The sequence below is a fragment of the Frondihabitans sp. GW821-FHT04F02 genome, assembly GCF_059420045.1.
On the sequence record NZ_JBWKSZ010000006.1, the window covers coordinates 105,893 to 125,747 of the forward strand.

Here is a 19,855-nt window from a genome sequence, read left to right on the forward strand (position 1 = left end):
AGACGATATGCAAAATACGGAGTGATTGATATCATCGAGGAATGATCGAAGCGATTGACCTCACTAAGCGATACGGCGACAAGACCGTCGTCGACTCCATCTCATTCCGAGCCGAACCCGGCACCGTGACCGGCTTCCTCGGCCCCAACGGCGCAGGGAAGTCGACGACGATGCGCATGATCGTCGGTCTCGACCGACCCACCTCCGGCCGCGTCACCGTGAACGGCCATTCCTACGTCGACTCCCGGGCCCCGCTGCACGAGGCATCGGCCCTTCTCGATGCGAAGGCCGTGCACCCCGGCCGGACAGCCCGTGACCACCTCCGGATCATCGCCCGCACGCACGGCATCCCCGACCGCCGCGTCGATGAGATCCTCGACTACGCGGGGCTGTCCTCCGTAGCCCGCAAGAAGGTCGGCACGTTCTCCCTCGGGATGGGGCAGCGCGTCGGCATCGCCGCAGCGCTGCTGGCCGACCCGAAAGTCGTCATCCTCGACGAGCCGGTCAACGGCCTGGACCCCGAGGGCGTCATCTGGGTCCGCACGCTCGCGCGCGATCTCGCGGCGAGGGGGCGCACCGTCCTGCTCTCGAGCCACCTGATGGCCGAGATGGCGCAGACGGCCGACCGCGTGATCGTCCTCGGCCGCGGCCGGATCATCGCCGACGCGGCTATGGAGGACGTCCTCCGCGGGGCCGGCGACCCCAAGACCCGCGTCCGCAGCGACGACATGGCGCGCTTCGCACGCGTCCTCGAGGCGGCGGGCGCCGCGGTCACCGTCGAGTCTGCCGACACGGCTGTCGTCGACGGACCCGACAGCGCGTCGATCGCCCGGATGGCCTCGACGGCAGGCGTGATCCTGTTCGAGATCGCCCCTGTCAGCACGTCTCTCGAGGAGGCGTTCTTCGCACTGACCGATGACACGGTCGAATACCGCACCACCGAGAGGCCGAGCCGATGACCGCCGTTCCCGTTCTGCAGACCGCACCCCGCGCATCCTGGGCCGGATCGCTCCGGAGCGAGCTGCTCAAGCTCACCAGCCTGACATCGGTCCGCTGGACCTTCGTCATCGCCGTCGCCGCCGGTATCGTCGGCGCGATCCTGCAGGTCGGCATCGCAGTGACCCCGACGGCCGCACTGCTCGGCTCGACGGTGTTCAGCGCCGCCGCCATCGGCGTCATCGGCGCCGTCGCCGGCTCGTCCGAGTATGCGACGAAGACGATCGGACCGAGCCTCATGGCCACCCCTCGACGCGCCGCGTTCCTGTTCTCGAAGCTCGTCGTCAGCGCCATCGCCGGAGCAGCTGTGAGCCTGGTGTCCGCGGTGCTCGGCATGCTGGTCGTCGGGCTCGTGCCCCGTGCGGACGATGTCGCGGCCATCGCCGGGTGCACGGCCTACGGCGCGGCCGTCGGCGCGTTCGCCGCGTGCTTCGGCATGGTGATCCGGAGCGCGGCCGGCAGTGTGGCGGGCATCCTCGGATTCCTGATCCTGCTGCCGGGCCTGCTCGGAGCCATCCGGCTCGGCGACGGCTACCTGAGCGACTTCAGCGTGGCCGAGAGCGGCGGCAGGCTCGTGACGGCGCCGACGGCGGGCGACGCCCTGGCAGCAGCGCTTGCGCTCGCCGTCTGGCTGGCAGCGTGCGGCACGGTCGCACTCGTGCGGCTGATCCGCACCGACGCCTAGATACAGCACCCGCTCCCACACCACGATCGGGACTCGGCACCGCAGAATTCTGCAGTGCCGAGTCCCGATCGTGGGCAGGAGAAGAAGAGCTGGCCCTCGCGCGCCGACGTCAGTCGAGCAGCAGCGCCGGCTCCTCGAGCACCGAGGCGACATCGGCCACGAAGCGCGACGCCACGTCGCCGTCGACGACCCGGTGGTCGAACGACGCGCCGATGGTCGTGACCATGCGCGGACGCACCTCGCCGTCGACGACCCAGGGCTTCAGCTTGATGGTGCCCAGTGCGACGATGCCCACCTCGCCCGGGTTGAGGATGGGCGTGCCGGTGTCCATGCCGAACACGCCGATGTTCGTGATGGTGATGGTGCCGTCGGCGGTGTCGGCGGGCTGCGTCTTGCCGTCGCGCGCCGTCAGGGTGAGCTGCTCCAAGGCCTGCGCCAGCTCGAGCAGGGTCATCGCCTGCGCCTCTTTGACATTGGGCACGATGAGGCCGCGGGGCGTCGCGGCGGCGATCCCGAGGTTCACGAAGTGACGCACCAGGATCTCCTGGTCGGTCCACGCCGAGTTGACGGTGGGGTTGCGTCGCACCGCCCAGATGACGGCCTTCGCCATGATCAGCAGTGGCGAGACCTTCACGCCGGCGAACTGCGCGGAGTTCTTGAGGCGCTTGACGAACTCCATCGTGCGGGTCGCGTCGACGTCGACGAAGAGGCTGACGTGCGGGGCCGTGAACGCGCTCGACACCATCGCCGAGGCGATCGCCTTGCGGACGCCCTTGACCGGGATCCGCTCGATGCGCTCCTCGCTCCACTCGGGCGTCTCGATGTTGTGGAACACGCTGGCCTGGCGCGCGTGCCGGATCACGTCGTCGCGAGTCGTCTCGCCGGCGAGACCCGTCGGCTCGACGGTCGACAGGTCGACCCCGAGGTCTTTCGCAAGCTTCCGAATCGGCGGCTTGACGATGACAGGCTGCGCCGAGGCCGCAGGAACTGAGGCCGGCCGCCGCCGCTTCTCTTCGGCAACCCGCTGCACCCGCGCGTCGGCCTCGCCCTTGGAGGGACGGCGTCGGCGAGTCGCACCGTGGGCCCCGGTGATGCCGTAGCCCACCAGCACCGACCCCGAGGCCTCGTCGGCTGCGGCAGCGGCGGGCGAGGCGGCGGCATACGCGGCCTCCTCGGCCTCGGCCTCGAGGACCTCGTCGGCGGGGGTGCGGGGGATCTCGCCACCCGCGACTCGGATGATCGGGGCGCCGACGGCCACCGTCTGGCCCGAATCGACGAGCAGGGCGTCGACGACGCCGGCGAACGGCGAGGGGAGCTCGACGAGCGATTTGGCAGTCTCGATCTCGACGATGACCTGGTTCAGGGCGACGGTGTCGCCGGGCGCGACGCGCCATTCGACGATCTCGGCCTCGGTCAGGCCTTCTCCCACGTCGGGGAGGTGGAACTCGTTGCTGGTCGTGACAGTCGACACGGGATTCCTTCTAGTAGGCGAGGGCGCGGTCGACGGCCTCGAGCACGCGGTCGGCGTCCGGGAGGAAGACCGACTCGAGCTTCGCGGGCGGGAAGGGCGTGTCGTAGCCCGAGACGCGGAGCACCGGCGCCTCCAGCGAGTAGAACGCCTTCTCGGTGACGGTCGCGGCGATCTCGGAGCCGACGCTCACGTTCTGGGGCGCCTCCTGCGCGACGACGAGGCGGCCCGTCTTGCGGACGGACTCGAGCAGGGGGCCGTAGTCGACGGGCGACAGCGAGCGGAGGTCGACGACCTCGATGCTGATGCCCTCCTCGGCGGCGATCTCGGCGGCCTGGAGCAGGACGCTCACCATGGCGCCGTGGCCGACGACGGTGACCTCCGTGCCGACGCGGACCACGCGGCTCGCGTGCAGCGGCACTCCGGCCGAGGCGAAGTCGACCGGGCCCTTGGGCCAGTAGCGGCTCTTCGGCTCGAAGAACATGATCGGGTCGTCGCTCTTGATCGCCTCCTGGATCATCCAGTAGGCGTCGTGCGGGGTCGACGGGCTGACCAGGCGCAGGCCGGGGGTGTGCGCGAAGTACGCCTCCGGGCTCTCCTGGTGGTGCTCGACGGCGCCGATGTGCCCGCCGTAGGGCACGCGGATGACGACGGGGAAGGCCTGCGACCCCTCGTGGCGGGCCGTCAGCTTGGCGAGCTGCGAGGTGATCTGGTCGAAGCCCGGGAAGATGAAGCCGTCGAACTGGATCTCGGCGACCGGTCGGAATCCGCGCATCGCGAGGCCGATGCTCGCGCCGACGATGCCGGACTCGGCGAGCGGGGTGTCGATGACGCGCTTGGCGCCGAACTCGGCCTTGAGGCCCTCGGTGACGCGGAAGACGCCGCCGAGCGTGGCGATGTCCTCGCCCAGGAGGAGCACGCGCGGGTCGTCCTGCATCGCCTTGCGGAGGCCCGCGTTGAGCGCTCGGCCGAGCGGCATGGTCTCAAGGGCGGAGGCCGCAGGGGTTGCGAGGGACGCGGCGGCGAGGGTCTGGGTGGCGTCGGTCATGAGGTCTCTCCGAAGGACGACTCGTAGTTGCTGAGCCACTCCCTCTGCTCGTCGATGCGCGGGTGCCGCTCCGAGTAGACGTGGCGGAACATCGAGTCGTTGTCGGGCTTCTCGAGGGCGAGCGTGCGCTTGCGCACGTCTTCGGCGAGGTCGTTCGCCTCCTCCTCGATCGAGGCGAAGAAGGCGTCGCTCTCGCCGCGGCTGCGCAGGAAGAGCTCGAAGCGGACGATCGGGTCGCGCGCTACCCACGACTGCAGCTCGTCGTCGGTGCGGTACTTCGTCGGGTCGTCGGAGGTCGTGTGGGCGCCGATGCGGTACGTCATCGCCTCGATGAACCGGGGACCGCCGCCCGCGCGAGCGGCGTCCATGTCGCGGAGCGTCACCGCGTAGCTCGCGAGGACGTCGTTGCCGTCGATCTGCGTGGAGGGGATGCCGAAGCCGGTGCCGCGGAGGTACAGCGGAGTGCGCGACTGCGTGGCCACCGGGACCGAGATGGCCCACTGATTGTTCTGCAGGAAGAACACCTGGGGCGTCTGGAAGCTCGCGGCGAAGATGAAGGCCTCGTTGACGTCGCCCTGGCTGGTGGCGCCGTCGCCGAAGTAGGTGATGACGGCGGTGTCGCGCTCGGGGTCGCCGGTGGCGTAGTCGCCGTCGATGGCGACGCCCATCGCGTAGCCGGTGGCGTGCAGCGTCTGCGAGCCGATGACCAGCGTGTAGAGGTGGAAGTTCTGGCGCTCTGCCGGATCCCACCCGCCGTGCGTGTTGCCGCGGAGGAGACGGACGACGTCGACCGGGTCGATGCCGCGGACCATGCCCACGGCGTGCTCGCGATACGAGGGGAAGAGGTGGTCCTGCGGCCGGGTCGCTCGAGCCGAGCCGACCTGCGCGGCCTCCTGCCCGTGGCTCGGGACCCACAGGGCGAGCTGGCCCTGGCGCTGGAGGTTGCCGGCCTCGTCGTCGAAGCGTCGCGTCAGCACCATGTCGCGGTGGAACGACCGGAGGGTGTCGTCCGAGAGGGCCTCGATCACCGGGAGGAACTCGGCGGTGGCGTCGGAGACCTGGAGGACGCCAGCGGTGTCCAGAAGCTGGACGGGAGCGGCGCCCGGATCGGACTCTGCTGTCGGGCGCACGCCGTGCCCCATCGCGTCAGATGACATGAGGACGAGCCTATAGGGATGCTCCTCCTCGGAACCTAGAGGCTACGGACAACCTCCTGGGCCGCTCCTAGGAGTTTGTCGACAGACGCCGACTCGCCGATCGAGATCCGGATGCCCTCCGGGGCGAAGGCCCTGACCACGATTCCGGCGCGGTCGAACACCTCTGCGGCGCGCGCCGTGTGCTCGCCGGTGGGGAGCCAGACGAAGTTGCCCTGCGCCCTCGGGACGTCCCAGCCCTGGTCGATCAGGGCCTGCCGCACCTGATCGCGGAGGCGGACGATGCGCGACACGCGCTCGAGCAGCTCCTCCTCGTGCTCCAGCGACGCGATCGCGGCCTGCTGACCCATGGCGGTGACCGAGAGGGCGATCGCGGTGGATCGCGCGGCGTCGAGAACATAGGCCGGGCCGATGGCATAGCCGATGCGGAGTCCGGCCAGGCCGTACGCCTTCGAGAAGGTCCGCAGCACGACGAGGTTGGGGTGCTTCTCGGTGAGCGACTCGCCCTGGACGGCGGTGTCGTCGGTGACGAACTCCGCATAGGCCTCGTCGAGCACGACGAGGACCGACTCGGGCACGGCGGCCATGAAGCGCTCGAAGTCGTGGGTCGAGACGACCTCGCCGGTCGGGTTATTCGGCGAGCAGATGATGACGAGGCGCGTCGCGTCGGTGACGGCGGCGGCCATGGCCTCGAGGTCGTGGCTGCCGTCGGCGCGGTTCGGCACCTGCACGCTCGTCGCGCCGGTCACCGTCACGAGGCCGGGGTAGGCCTCGAACGAGCGCCAGGCGTAGACGACCTCGTCACCCGGCTGGGCCGTCGCGAGGAGCAGCTGCGACAGGATCGAGATCGAGCCGGCACCGGCGTGGACCTCGTCGATGCCGACGCCGAAGCGCTCCGCGAGCACGGAGCGGAGGCCCGACGCCGCGCCGTCGGGGTAGCGGTTGACCTGGAGGGTGTCGCGGAGCACGTCGAGCACGGCCGGGAGCGGCTCGAACGGGTTCTCGTTGCTCGACAGCTTGAACGCGTGAGCGTCGGCCTGCTTGCCCTGGCGGTAGGGCGGAAGGGCGGCGATCTCCGGGCGGAGTCGAACGGGAACGGTCATCCCGCAAGACTACGGGCTACCACCGACGGCCCCGGGTCGGCATAGTGGTGCCCATGCGATTCTTCGTGCGACTGGTGATCAACGCCCTCGCCCTCTGGCTGACCACGTTCCTCCTCGCTCCCCACGTGAGCGTCGACTCCTTCGGCGATAAGACCGTCGTGCCGACCGTCCTCACCTACCTGCTCGTGGCCTTCATCTTCGGCCTCGTGAACAGCATCGTCGGCACGGTCATCCGGATCGTCGCCTTCCCCCTTTACATCCTCACGCTCGGCCTCGTGTCGTTCGTCGTCAACGGCCTGCTCCTCCTCGTCGTCGCCTGGGTCTCCGACGTGATCGGCTTCGGCCTCGACGTCGAGAACTTCGGCTGGGGCATCCTGGGTGCGCTAGTCCTGGCCATCCTCGGCTGGCTGATCGGCCTCGTGCTCCGCCCCCTGTTCGGCAACGTGCGCGGGCGAGCCTGACCACCATGGCCTTCGAGGTGAGCGCGTTCGACGAGGACGGCGACACCCCGCCCCTCTTCCGCGTCGTGTTCGTCTGCACGGGAAACATCTGCCGCTCCCCCATGGCCGAGGTCGTCTTCCGGGCTCGCGTCGAGGAGGCAGGCTTCGGCGACCGCGTGGTCGTCGGCTCCCGCGGAACCGGCGACTGGCACGTCGGCGAGCACGCCGACGCCCGCACGGTCGCCGCCCTCCAGAGGCGCGGCTACGATGGTTCTCGGCATCGGGCCCGGCAGTTCGAGGCCGCCGACTACGACCGCCACGACCTCGTGGTGGTCTTCGATCGGGGCCAGGAGCGCATCCTCCGCGGCTGGGCTCCGACCGAGGCCGACCGGTCGAAGGTGCAGCTGCTGCTGAGCTTCGACCGCGACGCGGCCACGGGCGCAGGCGACGGGACGGACGTCCCCGACCCCTACTACTCCGATGCCGCCATGTTCGAGACGGTCCTCGACATGGTCGAGCACGCGTCGACGGCGCTGTTCCGGCAGATCGAACCAGCACTCCGACAGGGATCCACCTCATGAGCCTTCCTCCCCAGCCCCTCAGCCCGCTCGACGGCCGCTACCGTCCCGCTGTCTCCGAACTCGGCGAGTTCCTGAGCGAGGCCGGCCTGAACCGGGCCCGCGTCCACGTCGAGATCGAGTGGCTGATCGCGCAGACCGATCGCTCCTTCGCCGGAACTCCGCCTCTCACCGCCGACCAGAAGGCCGCGCTCCGCCAGGTCGTCGCCGACTTCGGCCAGCCCGACATCGACGAGCTCGCCACCCTCGAGGCCACCACGCGCCACGACGTGAAGGCCGTGGAGTACTACGTCCGCGCCCGCCTCGCCGATCTGGGCCTCGCGTCGATCGCCGAGCTCACCCACTTCGCCGCCACCAGCGAGGACATCAACAACCTCTCCTACGCGCTCACGGTCAAGCAGGCCGTCTTCGAGGTGTGGCTGCCCCGGTTCGACCACGTCATCGCCCTGTTCGCCGGCCTCGCCGAGCAGCACGCCGAGACGCCGATCCTGTCGCACACCCACGGTCAGCCGGCGACTCCGTCGACCGTCGGCAAGGAGTTCGCGGTCTACGCCTACCGCCTCGGCCGCATCCGCTCGCAGATCGCGGGCTCGGAGTTCCTCGGCAAGTTCTCGGGCGCGACCGGCACGTTCTCGGCGCACGTCGCCGTCGACCCGGCCATCGACTGGGTCTCCGTCTCGCGCTCGTTCGTGGAGGGCCTCGGCCTCACCTGGAACCCGCTGACCACCCAGATCGAGTCGCACGACTGGCAGGCCGAGCTCTACGACCGCGTGGCCCACGCCAACCGCGTGCTCCACAACGTCGCGACCGACATCTGGACCTACATCTCGATGGGCTACATCACCCAGATCCCGGTGGCCGGCGCGACCGGCTCGTCGACCATGCCGCACAAGATCAATCCGATCCGGTTCGAGAACGCCGAGGCCAACCTCGAGCTGTCGAGCGCCCTGTTCTCGTCGCTCTCCGAGACCCTCGTCACGAGCCGCCTCCAGCGCGACCTCACCGACTCGTCGGCGCAGCGCAACATCGGCGTCGCCTTCGGCCACTCGATGCTCGCCCTCGACAACATCACCCGCGGCCTCGGCGAGATCTCGATCAACGCCGACGCCATGGCCGACGACCTCGACGGCAACTGGGAGGTGCTCGGCGAGGCGATCCAGACCGTCATCCGCGCCGAGATCACCGCCGGCCGCTCGACCATCAGCGATCCCTATGCGCTGCTCAAGGAGCTCACGCGCGGCCACCGCGTCTCGCAGGCCGACCTCGTCGCATTCGTCGAGGGGCTCGACATCGGCGACGCCGCCAAGGCACGGCTGACGGCGCTCACACCCGCGACGTACACGGGTCTCGCCGCGTCGCTCGTGAGCTACCTGCGGTAGGTGCGTGCGCCCAGTTCCTGCGCCCGGCAGAAAATTTCAAGGAGATTTTGCTGTCGCGACGCCCGGCATGCTGATCTGCCGGGGTTGCCGGCGAATTTCTCCTTGAAATTCGGAGGGGGGCGGCGAGAGGCCTCGGCCGGGGTGAACTCAGTGGCCGCGGGGGTAGTGGCGGTCGTCGTCGTCGCTCTCGAGCATGCCCTTGATGCGGCCGTTCTCGTCGCGGATCTCGTGCATCTCGGCGTCGTTCGGCTTCGAGGCGAGCGACAGCATCGCCAGGACGACGACCGCGAGGATGAACGCGATGCAGAGGAAGATGCCGGCGAGGTTCAGCTCGCGCGTCGCCAGGAGCACGATCAGGCCGGTGAAGACGGCGAACACCGCCGAGAGGCCGAGGAGCTCGGCCGGACGGACGCGTTCGCGGCGGCTGGGTGTGGTCATGAGGAGTGTGCTCCGTCGGTGCTGGATTCGTGCGTGCCCGTCTGCCACTTGAGCGACAGGCCCTGAATGATCAGGAAGACGGCGACGAGCGCGCCGTACGCGCCGACGAAGCCCACCAGGATCGTCGACGAGGTCAGGGTGCCCTGGATCTTCTCAATGCCGCCGAGCTCTTTCGAGTAGTCGGTCGGCACGATCAGGTAGATCACGGCGAGCAGCAGGGTCAGTCCCCCGACGATCATCCAGTCGCGCGAGAGGGCGCTCCGGCCGCGACGCCGAAGCCCTGCGACGAGCTCGAGCACGCCGGTGATGAGCGCCCAGCCGGTGACGACAGCGACGAGCAGCACGAGGCCGCCGGTCGGGACGAGCAGCGCCACGAGCCCGAAGGCGACGCCGACGGCGCCCTGGACGATCGCGATGAGCCGGCTGCTGGGGTCGGAGAGGAAGCGGTACGACGCGAGGGCGAGGATCACGCCGCCCGCCACCGTCGTGGCGCCGAAGGTGGTGAGGCCGATGTTCGGCGAGTGGTCGTTCACGAAGGTCGTGACCATGCCCAGCACGAGGAGCGGCAGCGCCCGGAGGATGGGGACGGGCCAGTAGCGCGAGTCGCTCGCGGCGTCTAGCTGGTGGGCCGTCACGTTTCTTCTTCCGGTGGATTGGGGACGATCGAGTTTACCCCGGGCCGAACCGGCCGCTCGCCGAGGCTGCTCGGCGCCGAGGGTTCTCGACCGGGCCGCTCACCGCACGGCGAGGCGCCACGCGAATCCGACGAGGAACCGGGGGATCCGCCCGCGCATGCTCAGCACCTGGCGCACGAGGTCGGCCGGGCGGATTCGTAGGACTCCGGCGGCCACGGGCACGACCCCGACGAGCGGACGGTCGGGCCTGGCCACCACCGTCTCGATGTCGTGCTCCGACGCGAGCGTCGAGACCCGGGTGTAGAGCGTCGTGGTCTGCTGCCACACGCGCAGCCGACTGCCGCGGATCACCTTGACGCCCTCGACCAGAAGCGGACCGTCGACCGGCCCGACGACGAGCCGATAGTACATGCGGCGATCGCCGGGGCCGCCCCGAGGAAGGAGGTCGGCGAATCCGGCGAGCACCGGCCGGGCCGAGAACCCGGGCAGCCCTCGCGCCGAGCCCCTCGCGACCGTGGAGCGGTAGCCGTCGCGGCCGTCCGGCACGACGCCGACGCGGAGCTGGAGCCCGTCGAGGTCGAGAACCCGCGAGGGCGCAGGAACTCCGAGCCCCGCCGCCCGTGCCTGGGCGACGATGTCGTCGCCCACCGCATCGGCACGGCCCGGGACGTCGACGGGCTCAGCGCCGGTGACGGCCGTGACACCGCCGACCATCCGCTCGGTGAACCGGGCCAGGACTGGTGTGGCGCGCTGGGCTGCGGTGGTCAGCGACATGGCGCTACCTCTTTCTGTACGGCGGGGTCCTGCGTGGTCGAGCTGTGCGTGCTCGGACGGTCCTCGATCACGGGGCGCCCCTCCGCTGCCGCTCGGACGAAGTCGACGAGGTCGGCGCGAGCCGCCGGGCCGAGCGGGTACGCCTCGAAGTCGAGGCCGTGCCGGGCCCCGGCGCAGGTGCGGACAGTCACGTCGGCGCCGGCCGCAGCCGCTCGGCCCATCGCCCATCGGGCGACCGCGGCGGTGTCGACGTACAGGTCGTCCGCGGGGTCCCTGAGCTCGACGAGAGCGGGGATGCCGGCCGGGAGCGGCCTCGCCGATGCGAGCTCGGCCTCGACGAGCAGGCGCCCGGCGAAGAGCGGGTCGAGCAGCGGCGACGCCGGGCTCGGCGGCCCGGCGACAGGAGCACTGCGGTCGTGAGTGAGCGCGCGGAGTCGGGAGACCCCGTCCCCTCCCGCGGCCGGATACGGGGCGAGCGCCGGGACCTCCAGCGCGAGTCCGGAGACCGGCCGGTCGAACGCCGCCAGGAGATCGGCGCTCTGCGCGATGCGGGTGGCGAGCAGCCCGCCGAACGACCAGCCGGCGAGCACGAACGGCGTGTCGTCTTCGGTCGACGTCGCTGCCGCGACGCGCGCCGCCAGCTCGGACAGGTCGTCGAAGCTCCACACGTCGATGGGGCCGGCATCGGTGAGGCCGTGCGACGGCAGGTCGAACGACACGACGCGGACGCCCGCCCGGCTCAGCTCGTCGAAGAGCGCGGGGTGGTTGTCGAGCCGGTCGGCGTGGCCGTGCAGGAAGAGCACCTCCGCCACCTCCACCCCGCGCGCGGGTACGACGCCGACCCGCACCCGGTGCGCCCCGGACCCGAGGTCGGGCACCGACAGCCAGCCGGTCTCGAGTCGGGGGACGACCGAGGCGGGGTCCGCCCGCAGCGTGACGACGCCGGCGGGCGCGGAAGTCGGACCCGCCTCAGCGACGACCGGCACTGCGAGCGCGACGACGGACGCCACTGCGAGCAGGACGCCGAGCGCGCGGCCGAGGCGCGTCATGCGCCGGCTCGCAGCCGCAGGAGGTCGTCGGCGACGAGTCCGGCCGTGATCCGCTCGGCGAGCGCGGCGATGGTCAGCGACGGGTTGGCACCGGTCGAGGTCGGGCAGAGGGCGCCGTCGACGACGTAGAGCCCGGCATGGACTCCGCCGCGACCGTCGAAGACTCGCCCGCGGGAGTCGCAGGCACCCGCGTCGGCGGTGTCGGCGAGCACGGCGCCACCGAGAGGGTGGACCGTGATCGGCGTGTACGAGGGCTTCCCGCGCGCCATCAGAGCGTGCCGGGGGTTGGCGACCAGGGTCGCCTCGGCGTCTTCCGACAGCAGCGCGATGTCGCTGGCCTCGGCGGCGAACACGCCGTGGGTGCCCGAGTCGCGCCAGACCACGCGCGGTACTCCGCGGCGGTCGAGGATGATCCGTCCCCGGGAGCCGTCGCCTCCCATGGCGAGCCACACCTGCGAGTGCTCCAGCGCGCCGCAGCCGGGCGGACAGCCGCCCGCGCGGATGTCGCACCACACCTTCTGGTCGCGCTGCAGCGCGAACCGGGCGCCGAGGATCCGCCGCAGGATCTCGCCGATGCCGTGCGGGATCGCGCCGTCCTGCACGAGGTGCCCGCCGGTAGGCGTCCGCAGATCGACCATCTCGGTGATGGTCGGGCCGGTCCGGAAGTCGGGGTCGAGCTGGTCGGCGGCGCCCAGGCCGGTGCGCCGGTCGGTCGAGTTGTAGGCCACGGCGAGCGCGTCTCCGTTGCCCGAGAAGCGGTCGCCGAGCGCGGGTGAGAGATCGAGCTGGGTGCTGCGGAGGAGGATGCCGGTGGTGCCGATCGCCCCGGCACCGAGGACCACCAGGTCGCAGCTCACCTCGAACGGGACAGCCGTCGCGCGGCGACCGCGCTGCTCGTACCGGCGCCCGCGGACCACCCACCGTCTTCCGGCGTGAGGCGACGGCGCAACGGTCTCGACCTCGACCCGCGTGACGAGACGGGCGCCGGCCCGGACGGCGGCCGGAAGATAGTTCGTCCAGAGCGTGCCCTTGGCGCCGACATTGCAGCCGGTCATGCAGTTGCCGCAGAGGGTGCACTGCGGCTGCACGACGCCGTGAGCGTTGAGAGGCTCGGGCCGGGTGAGGTTGATGGCCACGGGCACGCGCGTCGACGCCGTGCCATGGGCGTCGGCCAGGCTGCCGAGGGCCGCGGCCTTGGCGAACGTCGGACCCTGCCACGTCTCCGGGCGCATCATCGCCCGGACGCGGTCGAACCACGGGGCCATCGACGCGGCAGTGATCTCGGCGGGCCACCCCTCGGCGAAGACCTCGGGACGCGGCTCGAGCAGCACGTTCGCGTAGATGAGCGAGCCGCCGCCGAGACCGGAGGCGACGAGCGAGTCGATGTCGCGGCCGAAGGTGAGGTCGAACAGCCCGTCGGGATTCCGCTTGGTCCGGACCGACGACCTCACCTCCGAGAATTCGGTCGGGAACTCCCCGGGCAGCCACTCTCGGCCGCGCTCCAGCACGACGAGGTCGCCGTCGGCCACCTGCGGCGCGAGGCGGGCAGCGGCGACGGACGCTCCGAAGCCGGAGCCGATCACGACGACCTCGCAGTCGGCAGGCATCGCGTCGCTCGCGAGCCGGGTGAATGGTGCGCTCATCGGGCGCCTCCTTCGGTGGATGCCGCTCGATCGCTGCGGACGGAGTCGGCGATGATCTCGCTCGCGGCTCTCTCGGCCATGGCGAAGATGGTCATGAGGGGAAAGAGCGCGGGGATTGCGGGAAAGACGGAGGCGTCGACCACGCGGACCCCGTCGGCCCCGCGCAGACGGAATCGCGAGTCGAGCACGGCCATCGGGTCGCCGTCGCTCCCCATGCGGGCGCTGCAGCTGGCATGGTGCCCCCACGTGTCGCGCCGGATGAGGTCGTCGAGATCGGAGTCGGACTCGACGTCGGGCCCGGGATACGTCTCGATGTCGGTGACCCCGTCGGAGAAGCGGAGATGCCGAGCGGTCTCGTTAATGCTCCTCGCCCGGGCGATGCCCTCGCGCATCGCCGCCAGGTCGCGGTCGCTCTCGGGGCCGCCGCGGCCGTCTCCGAAGTACTTGAAGTTGATCGCCGGGGTGTCGGTGGGGTCGGCCGAGCGGAGGCGGACGGTCCCGTGGTTGCTGGTCGTGTAGCCGCGCAGCACGGCCCAGTTGAAGTGAGTGCCACCGGCGAGACCGGCTGCTGCGAAGCCGGGCCGGTAGCCGGTGAAATTGGACGGCGCGCCGAAGACGAAGAGCTCCGGATGGTCGGAGCCGCCCGCCACCTTCTGCTTCATGCCGATGAGGATCCCGTTCGAGCGGTAGAGCGCGTTCGGGTCGTCGGCACGCCACTGCGCCACGCCGGGGTCGCCGGGAGCGCCGTAGGTGGCGCCGCGCAGCACGGAGAACGGACGGTCGTACTCGGTGACGACCGTCATCTCGTAGCGGTCCTGGAGGTTCGCGCCGACGCCCGGGAGGTCGAGGACGGGCTCGATGCCGTGCTCGCGCAGGTGAGCCGCGGGGCCGACGCCCGACAGCAGCAGCAGCTGGGGCGTGTTGAAGGCGCCCGCCGCGACGATCACCTCGCGGCGCACGGTCACCCGCCGTCGAGCCGCCCGCCGCTCGGTGTGGGACAGCCTGCGCTGACGGGGACTCGCCCCGTAGGCGTTCGGCGCCAGCAGGACGTCGAGCCCGACCGCCCTCGGCCGCGAGCCGCCCTCGTCGAACACGATGCGCTCCACGAGCGCGTCGGTCTGAAAGAACAGAGTGCCGGCCAGACGGGGCGCCGCCTCGAGGAGCCGCTCGCGGGCGCCGTAGCGGCGGCCGTCGCGCGTGGACTGAGGCACGAGGGTCGCGCCCTCACGGAGCGATTCGATGGCGAGAGGGTCGTTGGGGTCGAACAGGGTGCCCCCGACACGGCCGTTGACCGCGTCGACCGCCGTGGCGGGCCCCGCCTGACCGGCCGTATCGACCACGGCCGCCGTGACGATCCGCGCCAGCACGGGGTCTTTCGCGAGAAGCGTCGCCGGTGACGTCTCGATGGGAAGCCACTCCCGCACCCGGCGCTCGAACGGCGCCATTCCGAGGGCGTTCCAGCTGGGATCGCCGATCGCCCGGCCGATGCGGTCCCAGTCGTCGTTCTCGGGCGCCAGCATGAGCATCGCGTGGTGCGCGGTGCACCCGCCGAGGGTCGACGCCCGAGGGTAGAGCACGCCGTCCTCCTCCCGGACGAACGCGGAGCCGTGCAGCGCGCGGTCGGTGTAGTGCCGGACGTGGAAGTCCCAGCTCATCTCGGGATCGCTCGACGCGAACAGGTGGAAGGCGGGGATCGAGTACACGTCGGCGTCGGTCTTCGCCGGCCCCGCCTCGACGACGAGGACGCTGTGACCCGCCTCGGCGAGACGGACGGCGACCGGGCCGCCGCCTGCTCCTGCGCCGATGACGACGTAGTCGAACTCGTCGCGGTCGGCGAGGGCGTTCGTGTCGGTCACCGGGCGGCGCGGGCCGGCCTCGACGCGCGGGGTGAACCCCGGCTGCGCCGACGCGACCCCTGCGACGGCCGCGGCGGCGCCGATCGCGCCGACCCCGGCGGCCACGAAGCCGCGGCGGGTGACGGTGGGGCGGGTCACCGCGAGTTCCTGCTGTCGAGACCGAGGCCGAGCGCCGCGACGGCGGCCGACAGAGCGAACAGCACGAGGACGACCCCGGCGAAGGGGAGCGGAGCCACGACGACGAACGCGAGCCCGACGGCGACGAGGATGCCGAGCCGGGTCGACGTCGCCTCGCGCCGGAGGACGATGTCGACGACGGCCGGGACAGCGAGGGACAGCGCCGCCACGACCGTGGCCGCCGTCGCACCGCCGAGCACGGCCGCGGCTACCGTGGCGATCAGCAGCCCGCAGTACTCGAGGACCCGGTGGGTGCGGGGCCGCACGTCACTCAGCAGAGCCACGACGATCGCCGCGCACAGGCACCCGACGCCCAGCAGGAGACCCGGCCACGGCGAGCGCGGCTCGAGGAGGCCGGCCACGGCCGGGATGCCGCCCAGCGCGATCTGCGCGACGAGCACGACCGACGCCGTCAGCCGCATCAGCGGCCACAGGCGCTCGTAGGTGGGGCGGTCGACCCGTCGCGCCCCGATCAGGACGGCGAGGGCGGTGAATCCGGCGAGCGTGGCGACGTCGGCCCCGTCGACGGCCGGGCCGTCGTGGGTGAGCGGGTGCACGGCGAGAGCCGCGGTGAGGGGAATCAGGATCGTCGTCGACACGACGACGGTGCGCGACAGGCCGACGGCGCTGGTCCACCAGACGCCGGCGAGTGCGGCCACGATCCCGGCCAGCGGAAACATCCCGTAGACGTGCGCGATCGCCGACCAGACGAAGGCGAGCCACTGCGTCGCCGCGAAGTGGACAGGCGAGCGGAACCACAGGGCGAGCACGGCGTTCACTGCGACGATGGCGACGAGCGCGACCAGCAGGCCGCCGCCGATCCCGGCCAGGGTCGACCCGGCCGACAGGGCGAACGCGGATGCCACCCCGGCCCACCCGGCGAGGGCCCGGGCGCTTTCGACCTGGCCCCGGGACGCGAGGAGCCGCCCCCGCACGACGAGCGCCGCCGTCGCAGCGGCCAGGACGGTGGGAATCACCCATCCCGCGAGAAGCGGCAGCGCCTCGCCGACGAGGAGCACGACCGCCGATACCGCGATGGCGGCGGCGACCGTGGTGACGGCGAGGTGCCGTGAGGTGGGTGTGGTCATGACGGACGAGTCTACCAAAATGCAGAGTGTCAGATATTACAGATCGGAGATGGATGCACCGGGCGAAGACGGACGCACAGCGCGCCGGAGGCGCCTTCCCAGCCTTCCCCGCTACGTTCGCGATATCTGTACCGGAGCACCTGCTCGAACCCGCGACTGAGAAGTCGATCCCCAGTCATGGGAGATGACTTGTCCGTCCTCGATTCCCCCACGGTCGCCGACCCCGTGCCGACCCGGGTCCGCAACAGCGCCGAGCTTCCGGCCGGCTTCCGCGGCACCACCTCCGGCGCCACGTCGAAGCCCATCAGCACCTACACCGCCCTGCTCTCGCGAGTCCGGGACGCCGGCCTCCTCGAGCGCCGCACCGGCTTCTACATCGGCATGTTCGTGGTCGTCACCCTGCTGCTCGCCGGCGCCGTCGCCGGGTCGTTCCTGCTCGGCGACAGCTGGTTCCAGCTCCTGATCGCCGGCGGCATCGGCCTGCTCTTCACGCAGTACGCCTTCCTCGCTCACGAGACGGCGCACCGCCAGGTGTTCTCGTCGGGCGTCGTCTCCGACCGGGTCGGCCGAATCCTCGCGTCGGGCGTCGTCGGCATGAGCTACGCCTGGTGGACCTCGAAGCACACCAAGCACCACGGCAACCCGAACACGATCGGGCGCGACACCGACATCGACTACGACACCGTGTCGTTCCTCGAGCAGGACGCCGTCAAGCAGCGCGGCCTCAGCCGCCTGTTCACGCAGAAGCAGGGCTACGCCTTCTTCCCCATCCTGCTGTTCGAAGGCGTGAACCTCCACCTGCTCTCGTACCGCACGCTCTTCGGGCGCGGCAAGGTCGACAAGCGCTGGCACGAGATCGCCATGGTCACGGTGCGCTTCACCGTCTACCTCGGCCTGATCTTCTGGTTCCTCCCGGTCGGCATGGCGTTCGCCTTCGTCGGCGTGCAGCTCGCGATCTTCGGCCTCTACATGGGCTCGGCCTTCGCGCCGAACCACATCGGCATGCCGATCATCCCCGAGGGCAGCCGCGTCGACTTCCTGTCGAAGCAGGTCCTCACCTCGCGCAACATCACCGGCGGCGGCTTCATGACCTTCGCGATGGGCGGCCTCGACTACCAGGTCGAGCACCACCTCTTCCCGAGCATGGCCCGACCGCACCTCCGCAAGGCCTCGAAGATGGTGCGCGAGCACTGCCTCGAGCACGGCGTCCCCTACACCCAGAACAGCCTGCCGCAGGCGTTCGGCACCGTCATCCGCTACCTCAACCGCGTCGGCCTCGCCGCGCGTCGCCCGTTCGACTGCCCGATGGCGGCGGAGCTCCGCCCGCGCTGATCGCCTCCAGCATCTAGGGTCGAGTCATGGCCGCCCTCGACGAACTCCGCACCGCGGAGGCGCGCCGCATGCTCGGCCTCGAAGACGGCACGGCTCTCCGCGCGCGGGCCGAGGCGTGGCTCGCCCAGGGCCTGATCTCGCCCAGTCTCGAGCTCCTCGCCGCCAGCTACGATCTGACCGACGGCGAGGCCCTGCGCCTCCTGCGCTCGGCCGCGGTCGAGCTCGACGTCGTGTTCGCGACGACGCAGAAGGCCCGCTCGCACTACCTGACGGCGTCGATGTCGACCCTGACGACGGCCGAGGGAGTCGACGGCATCGTCGCGGTCTCGAACGGGGTCACCGACGAGCTGACGGCGCGCGCCCGCCGGGCTCTGGCCCGGGTCTTCGGGCGCAGGAGCTGACCGACTGCATGGTGATCTACTGCTCCGTGGCCTCGACCCACCAGGTGAGCTCGTCGTCGATGTGCAGGTCGCGCCGCAGCTCGCCGTCCTTCACGTGCAGCACCTCGAAGTCGAGGTCGTAGAGGCTGCCGGTGGTGAGCCTGCCGGTGAGACGCAGGTGGGGCAGGAACTCGCCCGACCCCACGTCGTTGACGGTGTTCTCGACGCCGGCGATCCTCGACACGTCGATCGACGCCGCCTTCCACACGGGGTCGCACCCGGCGTAGAAGAGCACCCTGCCGCCGTCGACGACGGCGGTGAGGAACGACTCGCCGACGATCGCCAGCTCACGGTCGCCGTGCACGGCCTCGAGGCTCCGGAGCACGATGCGGGTCGCGAGCGGCGCCAGCAGGTGCTTGGGCTCGGCGGTCGGGTGCAGCTCGGCGACCTCCGCCTGGCGGGCGAGGGCTTCGTGATCATGCGCTGTAGTGGCCATGCGCGAGACGGTAGACCTCGCGACCGGGCAGGCGTCGGTCGGGGTACGCCCGGCCCGACGACGCCTGCCGGGTCTAGCGTCCCCCTCATGGACTATAGAAACCTCGGCAACTCAGGAACCATCGTGTCGGAGCTGACACTCGGGACCATGACCTTCGGCGCAGAAGCCGACGAGCAGACCTCCCACCAGATCCTCGACACCTTCGTGGAGCACGGCGGCACGTTCGTCGACACCGCCGACGTGTACTCGTCGGGTGTCTCGGAGTCGATCATCGGCTCCTGGCTCGCCGCGCACCCCACCGAGGCGCAGCAGATCGTGCTCGCCACCAAGGGCCGCTTCCCGATGGGCGACGGCCCCAACGACCTCGGCCTCTCGCGCCGCCACCTCCGGACCGCCCTCGACGCCTCGCTCACCCGCCTCGGAGTCGAGCACATCGACCTGTACCAGATGCACGCGTGGGACGCCCTGACCCCCATCGACGAGACGCTGCGCTTCCTCGACGACGCCGTCGCCGCCGGCAAGATCGGCTACTACGGCTTCTCGAACTACCTCGGCTGGCAGCTCACCAAGGCCGTGCACCGCGCCGCGGCCCTCGACCTCGTGCCGCCGGTGACGCTGCAGCCGCAATACTCCCTGCTCGTGCGCGACATCGAGCACGAGATCGTCCCCGCCTCGCTCGACGCGGGCATCGGCCTTCTGCCCTGGTCGCCCCTCGGCGGCGGCTGGCTCACCGGCAAGTACAAGCGCGACGAGTCGCCCACGGGAGCCTCGCGCCTCGGTGAGAACCCGGCCCGCGGCATGGAGGCGTGGGAGGCCCGCAACGGCGACCAGCGCACCTGGGACATCCTCGACGCCGTCCAGGCGACCGCTAAGGACCACGACGCGACGGCATCGCAGGTCGCCATCGCCTGGCTCCTCGAGCAGCCCGCCGTGACGAGCGTCATCCTCGGCGCGCGCACGGTCGACCAGCTCGTCGACAACCTCGGCGCGAGCGGCCTCGGACTGAGCGCCGGCGACGTGGCCACGCTGTCGGCGGCGAGCGCCCCGGCGGCCGACGACTACCCGTACGGGGTGGCCGGAGTCGCGCAGAGGGTCAGGAAGATCGGGGGCGGGCGCTAGTTCCTGCGCCCTCGGGT

The 19,855-nt window shown here is 71.0% G+C and carries 20 protein-coding genes; 8 read left to right on the forward strand and 12 right to left on the reverse strand.

Annotated elements, in window-relative coordinates:
• Nucleotides 1-41 precede the first annotated feature (41 nt).
• Both AC07TY_RS16110 and AC07TY_RS16115 read left to right on the forward strand, forming a co-directional pair.
• Entirely contained in the window at nucleotides 42-959 is a 918-nt protein-coding gene (locus AC07TY_RS16110; protein ID WP_494785982.1) for an ABC transporter ATP-binding protein, read from the forward strand.
• Nucleotides 956-1,681 (forward strand): hypothetical protein, encoded by a 726-nt coding sequence (locus AC07TY_RS16115; protein WP_494785983.1) that lies wholly within the window; start codon nucleotides 956-958, stop codon nucleotides 1,679-1,681. The genes AC07TY_RS16110 and AC07TY_RS16115 overlap by 4 nt, the downstream gene beginning before the upstream one ends.
• 109 nt (nucleotides 1,682-1,790) lie before the next feature.
• On the opposite strand, the gene AC07TY_RS16120 is transcribed toward AC07TY_RS16115, so the two are convergent.
• The 4 genes from AC07TY_RS16120 to AC07TY_RS16135 form a co-directional block, all read right to left on the reverse strand.
• On the reverse strand, nucleotides 1,791-3,152 hold the full coding sequence (locus AC07TY_RS16120) for a dihydrolipoamide acetyltransferase family protein (RefSeq protein WP_488625052.1): 1,362 nt from the start codon (nucleotides 3,150-3,152) through the stop codon (nucleotides 1,791-1,793).
• Between the two features lie 10 nt (nucleotides 3,153-3,162).
• A complete protein-coding gene (locus AC07TY_RS16125; RefSeq protein WP_488626750.1) occupies nucleotides 3,163-4,128 on the reverse strand; it encodes an alpha-ketoacid dehydrogenase subunit beta in 966 nt (321 codons plus the stop codon).
• A 65-nt stretch (nucleotides 4,129-4,193) separates the two neighbouring features.
• Nucleotides 4,194-5,339 (reverse strand): thiamine pyrophosphate-dependent dehydrogenase E1 component subunit alpha, encoded by a 1,146-nt coding sequence (locus AC07TY_RS16130; RefSeq protein WP_123505802.1) that lies wholly within the window; start codon nucleotides 5,337-5,339, stop codon nucleotides 4,194-4,196.
• Between the two features lie 50 nt (nucleotides 5,340-5,389).
• Nucleotides 5,390-6,454 carry a histidinol-phosphate transaminase gene (locus tag AC07TY_RS16135; protein WP_488625053.1) on the reverse strand — a complete coding sequence of 355 codons (1,065 nt, stop codon included), beginning with the start codon at nucleotides 6,452-6,454 and terminating at the stop codon, nucleotides 5,390-5,392.
• A gap of 53 nt (nucleotides 6,455-6,507) precedes the next feature.
• Between AC07TY_RS16135 and AC07TY_RS16140 the strand changes: the two genes are divergently transcribed.
• From AC07TY_RS16140 to purB, 3 genes are read left to right on the forward strand one after another with little or no spacing between them, the layout of a single operon-like run.
• Complete coding sequence (locus tag AC07TY_RS16140) at nucleotides 6,508-6,915, forward strand: phage holin family protein (RefSeq protein ID WP_123505804.1); 408 nt, start codon at nucleotides 6,508-6,510, stop codon at nucleotides 6,913-6,915.
• Nucleotides 6,916-6,920: 5 nt separating this feature from the next.
• A complete protein-coding gene (locus AC07TY_RS16145) occupies nucleotides 6,921-7,475 on the forward strand; it encodes a low molecular weight protein-tyrosine-phosphatase (RefSeq protein WP_494785984.1) in 555 nt (184 codons plus the stop codon).
• Nucleotides 7,472-8,851 (forward strand): adenylosuccinate lyase, encoded by a 1,380-nt coding sequence (gene purB / locus AC07TY_RS16150; protein WP_494785985.1) that lies wholly within the window; start codon nucleotides 7,472-7,474, stop codon nucleotides 8,849-8,851. The genes AC07TY_RS16145 and purB overlap by 4 nt, the downstream gene beginning before the upstream one ends.
• Before the next feature lie 147 nt (nucleotides 8,852-8,998).
• On the opposite strand, the gene AC07TY_RS16155 is transcribed toward purB, so the two are convergent.
• From AC07TY_RS16155 to AC07TY_RS16185, 7 genes are all read right to left on the reverse strand, one after another.
• Nucleotides 8,999-9,289 carry a hypothetical protein gene (locus AC07TY_RS16155; RefSeq protein ID WP_123505807.1) on the reverse strand — a complete coding sequence of 97 codons (291 nt, stop codon included), beginning with the start codon at nucleotides 9,287-9,289 and terminating at the stop codon, nucleotides 8,999-9,001.
• Nucleotides 9,286-9,924, reverse strand: coding sequence for a DUF308 domain-containing protein (locus AC07TY_RS16160; RefSeq protein WP_488625056.1), 639 nt, complete (start codon nucleotides 9,922-9,924; stop codon nucleotides 9,286-9,288). Before AC07TY_RS16160 ends, AC07TY_RS16155 begins: the two co-directional genes overlap by 4 nt.
• A gap of 99 nt (nucleotides 9,925-10,023) precedes the next feature.
• A complete protein-coding gene (locus AC07TY_RS16165) occupies nucleotides 10,024-10,698 on the reverse strand; it encodes a hypothetical protein (RefSeq protein ID WP_488625057.1) in 675 nt (224 codons plus the stop codon).
• Nucleotides 10,689-11,747: an alpha/beta hydrolase gene (locus AC07TY_RS16170; RefSeq protein WP_494785986.1), complete on the reverse strand. Its 1,059-nt coding sequence runs from the start codon at nucleotides 11,745-11,747 to the stop codon at nucleotides 10,689-10,691. The genes AC07TY_RS16165 and AC07TY_RS16170 overlap by 10 nt, the downstream gene beginning before the upstream one ends.
• The gene (locus AC07TY_RS16175) at nucleotides 11,744-13,390 is read right to left on the reverse strand and encodes a GMC oxidoreductase (protein WP_494785987.1); all 1,647 of its coding nucleotides are present in this window, start codon (nucleotides 13,388-13,390) and stop codon (nucleotides 11,744-11,746) included. Before AC07TY_RS16175 ends, AC07TY_RS16170 begins: the two co-directional genes overlap by 4 nt.
• The gene (locus tag AC07TY_RS16180; protein ID WP_494785988.1) at nucleotides 13,387-15,384 is read right to left on the reverse strand and encodes a GMC family oxidoreductase; all 1,998 of its coding nucleotides are present in this window, start codon (nucleotides 15,382-15,384) and stop codon (nucleotides 13,387-13,389) included. The genes AC07TY_RS16175 and AC07TY_RS16180 overlap by 4 nt, the downstream gene beginning before the upstream one ends.
• Complete coding sequence (locus AC07TY_RS16185; protein WP_494785989.1) at nucleotides 15,381-16,511, reverse strand: hypothetical protein; 1,131 nt, start codon at nucleotides 16,509-16,511, stop codon at nucleotides 15,381-15,383. The genes AC07TY_RS16180 and AC07TY_RS16185 overlap by 4 nt, the downstream gene beginning before the upstream one ends.
• Before the next feature lie 177 nt (nucleotides 16,512-16,688).
• On the opposite strand from AC07TY_RS16185, the gene AC07TY_RS16190 reads away from it, so the two are divergent.
• Together AC07TY_RS16190 and AC07TY_RS16195 are read left to right on the forward strand one after the other, a co-directional pair.
• Nucleotides 16,689-17,843 (forward strand): fatty acid desaturase family protein, encoded by a 1,155-nt coding sequence (locus AC07TY_RS16190; protein WP_494785990.1) that lies wholly within the window; start codon nucleotides 16,689-16,691, stop codon nucleotides 17,841-17,843.
• 26 nt (nucleotides 17,844-17,869) lie between these two features.
• A complete protein-coding gene (locus tag AC07TY_RS16195) occupies nucleotides 17,870-18,244 on the forward strand; it encodes a hypothetical protein (RefSeq protein WP_494785991.1) in 375 nt (124 codons plus the stop codon).
• A 16-nt stretch (nucleotides 18,245-18,260) separates the two neighbouring features.
• Here the strand turns inward: AC07TY_RS16195 and AC07TY_RS16200 are convergent, their stop codons facing one another.
• Entirely contained in the window at nucleotides 18,261-18,719 is a 459-nt protein-coding gene (locus AC07TY_RS16200) for a hypothetical protein (RefSeq protein WP_123505816.1), read from the reverse strand.
• 87 nt (nucleotides 18,720-18,806) lie between these two features.
• Here AC07TY_RS16200 and AC07TY_RS16205 point away from each other — a divergent pair, with 87 nt between their 5' ends.
• Entirely contained in the window at nucleotides 18,807-19,838 is a 1,032-nt protein-coding gene (locus AC07TY_RS16205; RefSeq protein WP_123505817.1) for an aldo/keto reductase, read from the forward strand.
• The last annotated feature ends 17 nt before the right edge of the window (nucleotides 19,839-19,855 follow it).